Origin of the sequence: Dactylosporangium sp. NPDC005572, from assembly GCF_040605515.1 — a bacterium.
Taxonomy (GTDB): Bacteria; Actinomycetota; Actinomycetes; order Mycobacteriales; family Micromonosporaceae; genus Dactylosporangium.
On record NZ_JBEXCY010000035.1, the window covers coordinates 1 to 12,718 of the forward strand.

The window sequence follows — 12,718 nt, forward strand, 5'->3', positions numbered from 1 at the left end:
AGCTGAAGTACCACATGCAGACCTCCGGCCGGTCGCTGCACGCGCAGGAGATGGACTTCAACGACATCCGCACCACCCTGCAGGCGCTGTGCGCCATCTACGACAACGCCAACAGCCTGCACACCAACGCCTACGACGAGGCCGTCACCACCCCCAGCGAGCACTCGGTCCGCCGGGCCCTGGCCATCCAGATGATCATCGACCGGGAATGGGGCCTGGCCGGCAACGAGAACCCGCTGCAGGGCTCGTACATCATCGACGAGCTGACCGACCTGGTCGAGGAGGCGGTGCTGGCCGAGTTCGACCGCATCGCCGAGCGCGGCGGGGTCCTCGGCGCCATGGAGACCGGCTACCAGCGCGGCCGCATCCAGGACGAGTCGATGCTGTACGAGCACCGCAAGCACGACGGCAGCCTGCCGCTCGTCGGCGTCAACACGTTCCTCGACCCGCACCGCGACGAGACCCCGCCGCAGACCGTCGAGCTGGCCCGGGCGACCGAGTCCGAGAAGCAGTCCCAGCTGACCCGCCTCGCCGACTTCCACACCCGGCACGCCGAGGAGGCGCCCGCCGCGCGCGCCCGGCTCCAGCAGGTCGCGATGAACGGCGGCAACGTCTTCGCCGAGCTGATGGACGCGGTGCGGCACTGCTCACTCGGCCAGATCTCCGACGCCTTCTTCGAGGTGGGTGGCCAGTACCGGCGCAACGTATGACCGCGACGTCGAGCGCTGGGACGCCTCCTGCGGCGATGCAGGACCGTCTCGTCCCCGCGCACGTTGTAACCTCCGGGGAACTGAACCGTTCGGAGTGTCATCGATGATTCTCTGCTCTTTTCAGCGATAGTCAGTGTGTGGAGTTGTCTGATTGGGCACGCCGGAACGGCGTGCACTACCAGACCGCTTGGTCATGGGCGAAGAACGGGCAGATGCCCGTGCCGGTGGTCAAGACCGGCACCGGCCGGTACCTCGTGCTCGAACCTGCCGCCGCATCGGCGGGCCGAACGGTGGCGTACTGCCGAGTGTCGTCGTCGGACCAGCGTGACGACCTGGAGCGGCAGGCCGGTCGGGTTGTCACTGCCGCGACCGCCCGCGGGCTGACCGTGGCCGAGGTCGCCACCGAGGTTGGGTCCGGGCTCAACGGCGCTCGGCCGAAACTGGCGAAGCTGCTCCGCGACCCGCAGGTGACCACGATCGTGGTGGAGCACCGTGACCGGCTGGCCCGCTTCGGTGTGGAGCACCTCACCTGTGCGCTGGCCGCGACCGGCCGCGGCATCGTCGTCATCGACGACACTGAGGTGGCCGACGACCTGGTCCGGGACATGGTAGAGGTGCTCACCTCGTTCTGCGCCCGCCTGTATGGTCGCCGCTCGGCCAGCCGCAAGGCGAAGGCGGCGATGGCGGCCGTTGAGGCGACCGTATGAGCCACGGCAAGCAGGGTTTCCGGGTTGAACTGGATCCCACGGCTGAACAGCGTGTCCGGCTCGGCCAGCACGCCGGGCTGTCACGGGTGGTGGAGAACTTCTGCCTCGCGTTGGTCAAGGCGACCCTGTCCCAGCGTGACGCGGAGCGCTCCTACGGGGTGCCGGACGAGCAGCTGACGCCATTACCATGGTCGGCACCGGCGCTGGAGAAGGCGTGGCGGGCCGCCCACCCCACCCTGTTCCCCTGGTTCAGCGAGGCCGGTCTTTCGTCGCGGGTGCCGAAGGAGGCGTGCCGGGTCCGGGCGGCCGGGCTGAAGAACTGGGCTGACTCCCGCAAAGGCGCCCGGCGCGGCCGGCGGGTCGGGTTCCCGGCGTGGCGCAAGCGCAAGCACGGCTCCCGCTTCCGGTATGACGCCGACCGCGCTCGACCGACTGGGCCACGCGCGGTCGCGCTGCCCGGCGTTGGAGCGGTCGGCACCCGCGAGGACATGTCGTGGCTCACCGAACGACTCAGCGGCGGCGGTGCCCGCATCATCGGTGCCACCGTCCGGGAGCAGGCTGACCGCTGGTGGGTTTCGTTCCAGCTCGACATCGACCGTACCGACGTCAACGAGCGCCGTGCGGTCGACCCGGGCGCGCCGACGTGCGGCGTTGATCTCGGTATCAAGACGTTCGCGGTCGTCGCCGACGACACCGGCCAGGTAGAAGAAGTACACGCCCCCCGTGCGCTGAAGGCCGCCCAGCGTAAGTTACGCCGGGCCAACAAAGCCCTCGCCCGCTGCGAACGCGGGTCGAACAACCGGGCCAAGGCCGTCCACAAGGTCGCCGCCGTGCACCTCGCGGTCGCCAACCGGCGTGCGGACTTCCTGCACAAGCTCACGACCAGGCTCGCGAGAACCAAGCGCGCCATCGCCGTGGAGAGCTTGAACGTCGCAGGGATGATCCGCAACCGGCGGCTGGCCCGCGCCGTCTCCGATGCCGGGTTCGCCGAGTTCACCCGCCAACTCGGTTACAAGACCGACTGGTACGGGTCGAAGCTGTGGACTGCCGATCGCTGGTACCCCAGCTCGAAGACGTGCGGACGCTGCGCAGCGCTCAACGCCCGGCTCACCCTCTCGGATCGGGTGTGGACGTGCCTGTGCGGCGCCATACACGACCGTGACCACAACGCGGCCCGGAACCTCCTGGCCGCTATGCACGCTGCCGCCTAACGGTGGCATCGTCGCCGGGCAGTTCCCCGGAGACGCAAAACGCCTGCGGAGGACCTGTCAGACCCCGGCCTGCCGGGGCGCGGACCAGTGAAACAGGAAGAGAATCACTAAGATTCTCCGAACGGTATCCGAGCAGCCCAGGAGGAACCCGGTGACGAGCGCACGGCTCCCGTTCGACCCGATCGGGGAAGCCGCCCGGCTGTGGCGTGAGCACGGCTGGGAGGGCGCCGCCGAAGGCATGGCCGCCGTCACCTCGCTCATGCGGGCGCAGGCGATCGTCCAGGCGTGGGTGGACGACGTCCTGCGCCCGTTGCAGCTGAGCTTCGCCCGCTACGAACTGCTGATGCTGCTGTCGTTCACCAGGGAGGGCTGTCTACCGATGGCCAAGGCGGGCGCCCGGCTGCAGGTGCACCCGACCAGCGTCACCAATGCGGCCTCGCGCCTGGAGGCCGCGGGACTGGTGGTCCGTCGTCCGGACCCGAACGACGGCCGTGGCGTGCTGGTGACCATCACCGAAGCCGGCCGATCCCTGGCGGCGCGGGCCACGGAGCTGCTCAACGAGCAGGTCTTCAGCCGGCCCGAGCTGACCTCGCCGGGAATGCGCGATCTCGTCGACACCCTGGGCGAGCTCCGGCAGGCGGCAGGAGACTTCGAGACGTGACCCGCCCCGGAGCCGGGCGCCGGCACCTGGCCGACGATCTCGGCCATCAGGTGACCCTGGACGGCCCGCCGGGACGCATCGTCTCCCTCGTTCCCTCACTCAGCGAGGCGTTGGCCGTGACGGTCCCGGACCGGCTGGTCGGGGTCACCGACTGGTGCACGCACCCGCCGGGGCTGGATCTGCCACGGGTGCGTGGCACGAAGAACCCGGACCGGTCCGCGGTTGCGGCGCTGCGGCCGGACCTCGTGGTGGCCAACCAGGAGGAGAACCGCCGGATCGACGTGGACCGGCTGCGGGCGGCCGGTGTGCCGGTGTGGGTCACCGTGATCGAGTCCCTCGACGACGCGGTGCGATCGCTGCGGCGGCTGTTCGTCGACGTGCTCGCCGTCGGTGAACCGGGCTGGCTGCGCACCGCGGCCGACGAGTGGAGCCGCCCGGCGCCGCAGCCGGCGTCGCGGGTCGTCGTCCCCATCTGGCGCGATCCGTGGATGGTGGTGGGCTCCCGCACGTTCGCCGGTGATGTCCTGGCCCGGCTCGGCCTGGTCAACGTGTTCGGTACCTCCTCCGAGCGTTATCCCCGCGTGGATCTCGCCGAACTGCGGTCGGCCGGCGCGGAGCTCGTGCTGCTGCCGGACGAGCCCTACGCCTTCACCGATGACGACGGGCCGGAGGCATTCCCCGGCGTCAGGACGGTGCTCGTGTCGGGGCGTCAGCTCACCTGGTACGGCCCGTCGCTGGCCACGGCCCGTGCGGAGCTGCTCGACCGGGTGCGCTGATTGTGTCGCGACCCGACTGGGCTCGAAGCAATGAAACAAGACTGGTGGCCGGTGGATACGCCCGAAGGTGGGGTGCTCAGCGGACGCTGGCCGACCTGATGGGCCTCTTCGGTATCTCCACGCCCGGCGCGCCGAACCCGGTCGATCAGCGCTGAGCTCGGGTCGTCGCCAGTCGCCCGCCACGCGTTTGGTTGCTCATCGTGGACCGGACAGGCGGGCGGTCTGAGCAGCCGCGACCAGCTCCTCGACCTGGGGGAACGACGGGATCGAGGGTTGTGAGCCGGGGCGGGTCGTGGTGAGGGCCGCGGCGGCGCTTGCTGTGGTCATGGCGGTGGGCAGGTCTGTGCCTCGGCTCAGCTCTGCTGCGAGCACCCCACAGTAGGTGTCGCCGGCACCGGTCGTGTCCACGGCGGTGACGTCGAACGAGGGCACGTGCAGCCGGGTGCCGTCGCGCCGCTGGAGCAGGCTGCCGCGCGGGCCCAGCGTGATCACGACCGTGGGGACGCGGTCGAGCAGGGTCCCGTAGATCTCGGCCTCGTGCTGGTTGACCACCAGAACGTCGACGCACGCCCACAGCTCGTCTGGCAGGTCGATCGCGGGGGCGGCGTTGAGCACGAGCAGCGCGCCTTCGCGCCGGGCGGCGGCGGCGTCGAGCACGCGGGCCGGCGGTGTTTCGAGCTGGCAGAGCAGCACGTCGGCTGAGCGAATCGCCGTGCGGTCGGCCTTGCTGAGGGGTGCGTCCGTGATGTTCACCCCGGACGCCACCACGATCGAGTTCTCGCCGTGGCTGTCGACCATCACCACGGCGCTTCCGGTGGGAGCGCCGGTGGAGGCTGTCAGACGTAGGTCGAGCAGAGGGTCGGTGAGCAGGGTGGCGACCTGCCCACCGGCAGGGTCGGCGCCGATCGAGCCGATGAACGTGGTCGCCGCGCCGCCGGCCCGGGCCGCCGCCAGCGCCTGGTTGGCGCCCTTGCCGCCGCAGCAGACGGTGGCGGCCGACGCCAGCACCGTCTCGCCGGGTCGGGGCAGCTCGGCCACCCGCAGGATCGTGTCGAGGTTGACGCTGCCGACAACAGCAACCTGTCCCTGAGCCACACGATCCTCGTTTCGGTCATGTAAACGATTGCACGAAGACCATAGGTCGTCTGTGAAGCAAATGGTAGGGAGCACGTTTCGCGATGTAAAGGATTACATCAAGGTCTTGCGGGTTCGGATGGCGGTGTGCCAGAGTCACCGGCATCCCCAGAGGAGCGGTCCGGATGACAGGGCCGTAGCCCACGGATGTGACGAGGCGAGAGAAGAGCCATGACACGACATGCAGAGATCGTCGGCGGCGGCATCGGCGGCCTGGGCCTGGCGAACTGCCTGGCCCAGCGCGGATGGACGGTGCAGCTCCACGAGCGGGGCGCCGAGATCCGCGAGGTCGGCGCGGGGCTCTACCTGCGGAATAATCCGTTGTCGGTGCTGGAGAAACTCGGACTGTTCAGCGCGGTCGCCAAGACCGGCCTGCCTCTCGACATCGAGCGCCGCTGCGACCGCCACGGTCGCACTCGGCACCAGCAGCGCAGCGTCGGCGACCAGCGGATGTGGGCGCTGCGGCGGGAAGACCTCATCCGCGCCCTCGAGAAGGGCGCCCGCGACGCCGGCGTCGTCATCCGTACGAACTCGAAGATCGTCAAGGCATCCGGCGACGGCACGGTCGTGGCCGAGGACGGCAGCACCTTCTCGGGCGACCTCGTGGTCGGGGCGGACGGTTACCACTCCTCCGTCCGCACGAGCCTGAACCTGACCAAGACGTACCGGCAGCTGCCGAGCGTGGCGACCCGGTACATCATTCCGGGCCGCGAGTTCGAGCCGATCGCGCGCACGACCATGCACTGGTCGGGCCGGCGGCGCGTCGGCGTCACGCCGACCAGCAGCGACGCGACGTACATCTTCCTGATCTCACCCGAGGACGACGCCGAGGGCGTGTCGTACCCGATCGACGTGGTGAGCTGGAGCTCGAGCTTCCCGGCGCTGACCGGACTCTTCCAGAGGATCGCCGAAACGCCGAGCGAGCCGCTCCAGCACAACTACATGGTCGTGGAGGCCACGAGGTGGTCGTCCGGCTCCGCCGCCATTCTCGGTGACGCTGCGCACGGGCTGCCCCCGCTGCTCGGGCAGGGCGCCGGGCTCGCGCTCTCCAACGCCTGGGCGCTCGCGCACACGCTCGACCAGGTGCCGGCCGTGCCCGACGCCCTGGCCCGCTGGGAGCGGACCTACCGGAACTACGCCGATCTGACCCAGAAGTGGTCGGTGCGGCTCGACACCCTGACCTGGAAGTGGCCGACCCCGCTGCTCGTCGCCCGCGAGCCGGTGCTGCACGCGATCCAGACCCTGCCGTGGTGGGAGCGGGAGATGCACATCGCTGACCGCTTCCCGATCGCCGCCTGAAGGGACATTCGTCATGGCTGGTAACGCTGCGCCGCAATTGGCGAACGAGGTTGAGGCGACGGGTTTCCAATGCCGGGGCGCCAGCGCGAGCTACGGCGGCGCCAGTGGCGCGCCGATCTTCGAGGGCGTCGACTTCGACGTCCACCCAGGGGAGTTCGTCTCCCTGCTCGGCGGCTCCGGCGTGGGCAAGACCACGCTCCTGCGCGTGCTCGGGGGACTGCACCCGGCCGGCAAGGGCTCGCAGGTCCGGTTCGCCGGGCGGCCGGTGACCGGGCCACCCGACCGGGTCGTCATGGTCTTTCAGAACTACGCCGCCTCGCTGCTGCCGTGGCGGACCGTCGAGAGCAACGTACGGCTCGGGTTGGAGCGCAAGGTCGACAAGGCGGAGCAGCACCGCCGGGCCGGGCGGGCGCTGGAGATGGTCGGCCTGGCGAAGAACGCGCACTACTACCCGAGGCAGCTGTCGGGGGGTATGCAGCAACGCGTGCAGATCGCCCGCGCGCTGGTGATGAATCCGGATGCGCTGCTGATGGACGAGCCGTTCGGCGCGCTCGACGCGATCACCAAGGCCACGCTGCAGGACGCCCTGCTCGAGATCCAGCGGCAGACCAGCATGACCGTCGTCTTCGTCACGCACGACCTCGACGAGGCCATCTATCTGAGCGACCGCATCATCGTGCTGTCCGGCTCGCCCGCCGGCGTGGCCCGCAACCTGCGGGTCGACCTGCCGCGCGACCGTGACCAGGTGAGCACCAAGGCCGAGCCGCGCTACCTGGAGCTGCGGCAGGAGATCTACAACGTCATGCACAGCTCCAGCGGTAAGGCGGCCGGGTCGTGACCGCGCCGATCACCCGCGCCGCGCTGCTGGTGCCCAGGGTGAACCTGCCGGGCCTGGTCGCCGCGGTCGGGCTGCTGGCGGCGTGGCAGGTGCTGGTCAGCACCGGCGTGATCACCTTCGTGTTCCTGCCCGGGCCGCTGGCCATCGCCGGCAAGTTGCCGACGCTGCTCGGGGCCGCGACGTTCTGGCAGGACTACGGCCACACGCTGACCTACAGCCTGGCCGGCTGGGGGCTGGGCGCCGCCATCGGCATCGTGGTGGGCAGCGCCCTCGGCATCAGCAAGGCGCTGCGCGAGTGGACCACCACCAGCCTGACGGTGCTGCGCCTGATCCCGGCCATCGCGCTGCTACCCATCGCCGCGCTGATCTTCGGGCTCTCCGCCGACCTTGAGCTCGCCCTGGTCACGTACGTCGCCACGTGGCCCGTGTTGGTCAGCACGGCCGGCGGCATCGAGAAGGTCGACCCGCTGCTGCGCGACGTGGCCCGTACACTGCGGATCAGCCGGCTTCGTGAGCTGACCCAGGTCGTGGTTCCCTCGGCGATCGGGCCGATCCTGGTCGGCCTGCGGCTGTCGCTCAGCTCGGCGCTGGTCCTCGCGATCGTCAGCGAGATGATCGGCAACCCGGCCGGGCTCGGCAACGCGATCAACATGGCCCGCAACGCCCTGAAGCCCGAGCTCACGTTCTGCTACATCGCCGTCGTCGGAGTGACCGCGGTCGCGCTCAACGGCATCTTCAACGCCCTCAGTCGCGTGCTCGCGCCCGGGGGAGGTCAGCGGTGACCGTACGCAAATGGGCCCGCGGGCTCGTCCCGCTCGCCGTCAGCCTGCTGCTGTGGCAGGTGTTCGGCCGCGACGACTCGCTCTACTTCCCCCGGCCCTCCGCCTGGTGGACGGCCATCACGCGGCAGTGGGCGGACGGCTCGCTGCTGCGCGACACCGCGGCGACGACCGGCCGGTTCCTGCTGGCCCTCATCATCGCCACCGTGGTCGGCGCGCTGATCGGCTTCGCGATGGCCGAGCACCGCGGGGTCGACCGGTCGCTCAACCCGACCTTCGAGTTCCTGCGGGTGCTCCCGGCCGCGGTGACCGTCCCGATCTTCGTGCTGATGCTCGGCTACACCAACCAGATGGCCGTCACGGCGATCGTCTTCGCCTCGATGTGGCCGATGATCCTGGCGACCCGCCGGGCCGCCGCCGACATCCCCGAGCTGCTGCGCGACGTCGGGGCCACGCTCCAGCTCACGCGTTCGCAGGTGATCCGCAAGATCCTCCTGCCGTCCCTGTTCCCCGCCGTGTTCCTCGCCCTGCGCGTGGCCGGCCCGATCACCTTCGTGGTCACGATCCTGGTCGAGATGCTCACCGGCATCTCCGGCACCGGATCGGCCATGTTCCTCGCCCAGCAGAGCTACCAGTCCGCCACCGTCTACGGCCTGATCTGTGTCGTCGCGGTCATGGCGCTGCTGGTCGACGCCGGGGCCGGCGGGCTCGAACGACTTGCCACCGCCTTCGGCGGCACCCGGCCGCGCCGTCGCGCGGCCTGAGAACCCCCGAATTCCCTTCTGAACAGAGGAATCGATGATGCGTGCTCACAAACTGGTGACCGCCCTGACTGCCGTCGCGCTCCTCACCGGACTCGCCGCCGGCTGCGGCTCGGACCCGGACGAATCCGGCGCGGACGGCGCGACGAAGATCCGCCTCGTGACGACCAGTCCTACGGTGACGCTGCTGGCCATCTACGCCGCCGACCAGCAGGGCTTCTTCAAGAATCACGGGCTCGACGTCGAGGTGACCTCGGTCAACGACGCGACGACGATCCCTGCGGCCATCGGCAAGCAGTTCGACGTCGGCTGGACCGTGCAGCCGATCGGCATCAACGCGGCGGCCTCGGGTGTCCCGCTGACCATCGTCGGCGGCGGCGAGCGTAACCAGCCCGACAACCAGCAGTTGTTCCTGCTGTCCGCGAAGGGCTCGAAGTACAAGACGGTCGCCGACCTGGCCGGCGCCAAGATTGGTTCGGCCACGCTGGCCGGCGCGAACACCATGCTGGTCAAGGCCACGCTCGACAAGGCCGGCGTCGACCTCAAGTCGGTCCAGTTCGTCCAGGTGGGGTTCTCCGACATGCCCGACCAGCTCGCCGCCGGTGCGGTGGACGTCATCGCGGTGTCCCCGCCCAACTCGCAGATCGCGCTGGACGCGGGCGCCCAGAACCTCGGCGTGTCGCCGTACAACATCATCAGCGAAACCGCCCTGACCACCTTCCTGATGGCCAACACCGGCTGGGCCAAGGAACACGCCGAGGCGCTGGCGGGCATGCGGGCCGCGCTCGACGAGGGCGGCAAGTGGATCAGCGACCACCCGGCCGACGCCAAGACCCTGCTCAGCAAGCGCACCGGCCTGGACATCGCCACGGTCGACAAGCTGTCGCTGCAGCTGCCGCGGTATACGTACCAGGACTACACCGCCCAGGACTTCGTGCCGTGGGTCGAGCTCATGAAGACCTACGGCACGCTCAACAAGAGCACCGACGCGAACCAACTCATCACCAAGATGCTGGGACAGTGACATGCCGATCTGGGACCGATTCCTCACCGACACCGACAAGGCCGTGCTCGCGCAGAGCGGCCACGGCATCAACCTGGAGATGGGCACGCGGCCGGCGCTTCTGGTGATCGACGTCAGCTACGCGTTTACCGGCCACATCGACGAGCCGATCACCGAGTCCGTCAAGACCTGGTACAACTCGTGCGGCAGCTACGGCTGGGCCGCGATCCCCTACATCCAGCAGTTGCTGGCCGCGGCCCGCTCGCGCAACCTGCCGATCTTCTACTCGACCGGCTTCGACCCGCGGCCCGACGGCTTCGGCGAGGGACTGTGGCGCACCGCCCGCCAGGGCGAGCCGCCGTCCGTGCCCGGTTACGGACCACAGGAGATCGTGCGCGAGATCGCGCCCCAGGAACGGGACATCGTGCTCCACAAGCGCTCACCGAGCGTCCTGTTCGACACGCCGCTCAAGACCTACCTGCGCGACGCCGGCGCGGACACGCTCATCGTCTGCGGCACGACGACCTGCGGGTGCGTGCGAGCCACGGTCGTCGACGCCTTCTCGCACGGCATCAACACCGTGGTCGCCGAGGAGGCCTGCTTCGACCGGTTCGAGGCCTCGCACGCCATGGCGCTGTTCGACCTGAACTCCAAGTACGCCGACGTGCTGCCCACACAGAGCATCGTCGAGCACATCGCGACACTTCCCGCCGACCAGTTCGCGGGCACGCTCGCCCCGGCTTCGTGAAGGAGGGTCGTCTCGTGACCCGGTTCATCGTCACCCGGTTCCGCCTGCATGAGCACGACAGCCTGGTTGCCTACCGCGACTGGTCCCTGTCCTACCTGCGGCCCGTCCTGCGCTCGTACCCGTCAGTTGTCTCCTTCATCGACCTCTCATGGGCCGGGCGGGAGCCGGAGGGCGGCGAGGTCTGGCACGGCTGTGAGCTCATCGAGGTCACCGACTTCGAGCGGTTCGCCCACGACGACAGCACCGGCGAGGGGGCGAAACTGTCGGCGGCCTGGCGTGAGCGGGTGGCGGCCTGGAGCGTTGACCGCCTCGAAGATCTGGAACATCTGGGCGCCGGGCAGATACTCGCGGGGCACTGAGTGCGAGCCGATGCTGTACGGGGGAAGGAAACGCGCTTAGATGAGTACCTCAGTTGCCGCAGGACGAGGGAAGATGACGCGCAGCACGATCGAGGACGTCGCACGCCTGGCCGGCGTGTCCACGGCAACCGTGTCCCGGGTGCTCAGCGGCAGCCCGTCGGTCAGCCCGGAGACACGCAGCCGAGTCAACGCGGCGGCCGCGGAGCTCGGCTACCGGGTCAACGCCGCGGCGCGGGCGCTGCGGCGCGACCGCACCTCGACGGTGGGCATCGTCGTCCCCGAGCTGGCCAACCCGTTCTTCACCGCACTGGTCGAGCATCTCGAGCAGCGGGTTCAGGGACTCGGTCTGTCGCTGCACTTGAGCAGCTCGCGCAACGACCCGGTGCTGGAGGCGGAACGGGTCCGCTCGTTCCTGGCGGCACGCGTCGAGGTGCTGGTCATCACACCCTGCCATGTGGAACTCAGCACCCCGATCGTGGACGAGGCGCGCGGCCTCGTCCCGGTGATCCAGCTCGACCAGTTCGCGGACGGTATCCAGACCGACTGGGTCGGGATCGCCGAGGATCTCGGGATGCGGCTCGTCATGGAGCATCTGGCCGCGCAGGGGGTGAAGAGGGTCGCGTACGTCGGCGCCAGGCCGTCGGACTCGTCGTCCCGGGCGCGTCACCAGGTGGCCCTCAGGGCTGCCCAGGAGCTGGGGATGGAGCTGCCGGACGACGCCGCGCTGCTGGGTACCTTCAGCGCGGAGTGGGGTCGGCGGGCCGCGAGCCTGATCGCCAGTGGCGGCCTTCCGCAGGCCGTGGCCTGCGGCGCGGATGTGGTGGCGCTCGGCGTCCTGGAAGGCTTCGACGCGCTGGGCATCCGGGTCCCGGAGGACGTGCTGGTGACCGGCTTCGACGACATCCCGCTCTCGTCGCACCCGCGACTGTCGATCACCACGATTCGGCAACCGATCGACGAGATCGCGCAAGCCGCGGCGGCGATGATCGGCGACATCGTCAAGCGCGGCGCTGAGCACGTGGCGCAACGAATTTCGTTGCCACCTGAGCTGGTGGTGCGGGACAGCTCGCGCCGGCGCTAACCGCCGAAGCCCTCAGCCAGCGGGATCGACGGGTCGGCCAGGTAGGACTCGAACTGGTCGAGCCAGGTGAGCATGTGGTGTGCCTGGGCGAGCCACAGCTCGAAGACGGCCCGGCGGCCGCGCCAGACGCGGCCGTCGTGGTCGGCCGGCCAATCCTCGAGTCGCTTCTCGATGGCGAGGATGCGGCGGCGGTACCAGGTGCGCTCGTGCCCGATCAGGATCTGGGCCTGCTCGTCGTCGAGCGCGCCGATGGCGATCAGCTTGAGCAGGCTGTCGTCGCGGACACCGTGGTCCGGCTCGGTGTGCAGCAGCCAACGTTCGAGCTCCTCCCGGCCGGTGTCGGTGAGCACATAGTCGCCCTGCGAGCGCCGGGTCGGGGCCACGCTCTCCACCACCTCGACCAGGCCGGCCTCGGCCATCCGGGTGAGCTCGGCGTAGATCTGGGTCGGCGAGGCCTTCCAAAGACGTTCGTAGTCCGAAGCGAAGAACTGGACGATCACGTACGCGTTGCGGGGTAACCCGCGCATCAGGTGGGTCATGATTGCGTGCTTCAGCGCCACGCGGCGTACCTGCTTTCCTCGCTGAGCCGGCGATGTGCCCGGTGCGTCACCGCACCGACGGCGAGATCAAACCGTAGACGGACGGCTACGC

General features: G+C 69.6%; 15 protein-coding genes. 13 read left to right on the plus strand and 2 right to left on the minus strand.

Annotated elements, in window-relative coordinates; genetic code table 11:
* The 5 genes from ABZS66_RS19470 to ABZS66_RS19490 all read left to right on the plus strand — a co-directional run.
* On the plus strand, positions 1-710 hold a 710-nt coding region (locus ABZS66_RS19470), incomplete at its 5' end, for a methylmalonyl-CoA mutase family protein (RefSeq protein WP_354759442.1).
* A gap of 137 nt (positions 711-847) precedes the next feature.
* Positions 848-1,417: an IS607 family transposase gene (locus ABZS66_RS19475; protein WP_354759444.1), complete on the plus strand. Its 570-nt coding sequence runs from the start codon at positions 848-850 to the stop codon at positions 1,415-1,417.
* Complete coding sequence (locus tag ABZS66_RS19480; RefSeq protein ID WP_354759446.1) at positions 1,414-2,628, plus strand: RNA-guided endonuclease TnpB family protein; 1,215 nt, start codon at positions 1,414-1,416, stop codon at positions 2,626-2,628. Before ABZS66_RS19475 ends, ABZS66_RS19480 begins: the two co-directional genes overlap by 4 nt.
* Positions 2,629-2,779: 151 nt before the next feature.
* Entirely contained in the window at positions 2,780-3,289 is a 510-nt protein-coding gene (locus tag ABZS66_RS19485) for a MarR family transcriptional regulator (RefSeq protein ID WP_354759448.1), read from the plus strand.
* 56 nt (positions 3,290-3,345) lie between these two features.
* The gene (locus ABZS66_RS19490; RefSeq protein WP_354759570.1) at positions 3,346-4,065 is read left to right on the plus strand and encodes a helical backbone metal receptor; all 720 of its coding nucleotides are present in this window, start codon (positions 3,346-3,348) and stop codon (positions 4,063-4,065) included.
* A 195-nt stretch (positions 4,066-4,260) separates the two neighbouring features.
* On the opposite strand, the gene ABZS66_RS19495 is transcribed toward ABZS66_RS19490, so the two are convergent.
* Entirely contained in the window at positions 4,261-5,160 is a 900-nt protein-coding gene (locus ABZS66_RS19495) for a ribokinase (protein WP_354759450.1), read from the minus strand.
* Positions 5,161-5,370: 210 nt separating this feature from the next.
* Here ABZS66_RS19495 and ABZS66_RS19500 point away from each other — a divergent pair, with 210 nt between their 5' ends.
* The 8 genes from ABZS66_RS19500 to ABZS66_RS19535 all read left to right on the plus strand — a co-directional run bounded on the left by ABZS66_RS19500 (position 5,371) and on the right by ABZS66_RS19535 (position 12,067).
* A complete protein-coding gene (locus ABZS66_RS19500) occupies positions 5,371-6,498 on the plus strand; it encodes an NAD(P)/FAD-dependent oxidoreductase (protein ID WP_354759452.1) in 1,128 nt (375 codons plus the stop codon).
* 13 nt (positions 6,499-6,511) lie between these two features.
* Complete coding sequence (locus tag ABZS66_RS19505) at positions 6,512-7,336, plus strand: ABC transporter ATP-binding protein (protein ID WP_354759454.1); 825 nt, start codon at positions 6,512-6,514, stop codon at positions 7,334-7,336.
* Positions 7,333-8,118, plus strand: coding sequence for an ABC transporter permease (locus tag ABZS66_RS19510; protein WP_354759456.1), 786 nt, complete (start codon positions 7,333-7,335; stop codon positions 8,116-8,118). The genes ABZS66_RS19505 and ABZS66_RS19510 overlap by 4 nt, the downstream gene beginning before the upstream one ends.
* Positions 8,115-8,879, plus strand: coding sequence for an ABC transporter permease subunit (locus ABZS66_RS19515; RefSeq protein WP_354759458.1), 765 nt, complete (start codon positions 8,115-8,117; stop codon positions 8,877-8,879). The genes ABZS66_RS19510 and ABZS66_RS19515 overlap by 4 nt, the downstream gene beginning before the upstream one ends.
* A gap of 37 nt (positions 8,880-8,916) precedes the next feature.
* Positions 8,917-9,900 (plus strand): ABC transporter substrate-binding protein, encoded by a 984-nt coding sequence (locus ABZS66_RS19520; protein ID WP_354759460.1) that lies wholly within the window; start codon positions 8,917-8,919, stop codon positions 9,898-9,900.
* 1 nt (position 9,901) lies between these two features.
* Positions 9,902-10,627 carry an isochorismatase family protein gene (locus ABZS66_RS19525; protein WP_354759462.1) on the plus strand — a complete coding sequence of 242 codons (726 nt, stop codon included), beginning with the start codon at positions 9,902-9,904 and terminating at the stop codon, positions 10,625-10,627.
* A 14-nt stretch (positions 10,628-10,641) separates the two neighbouring features.
* Entirely contained in the window at positions 10,642-10,986 is a 345-nt protein-coding gene (locus ABZS66_RS19530; RefSeq protein WP_354759464.1) for a hypothetical protein, read from the plus strand.
* 73 nt (positions 10,987-11,059) lie between these two features.
* Positions 11,060-12,067, plus strand: coding sequence for a LacI family DNA-binding transcriptional regulator (locus tag ABZS66_RS19535; protein ID WP_238009353.1), 1,008 nt, complete (start codon positions 11,060-11,062; stop codon positions 12,065-12,067).
* Here the strand turns inward: ABZS66_RS19535 and ABZS66_RS19540 are convergent.
* A complete protein-coding gene (locus tag ABZS66_RS19540; protein ID WP_354759466.1) occupies positions 12,064-12,606 on the minus strand; it encodes a PadR family transcriptional regulator in 543 nt (180 codons plus the stop codon). The two genes, ABZS66_RS19535 and ABZS66_RS19540, sit on opposite strands and share 4 nt — an antisense overlap.
* Between the last annotated feature and the right edge of the window lie 112 nt (positions 12,607-12,718).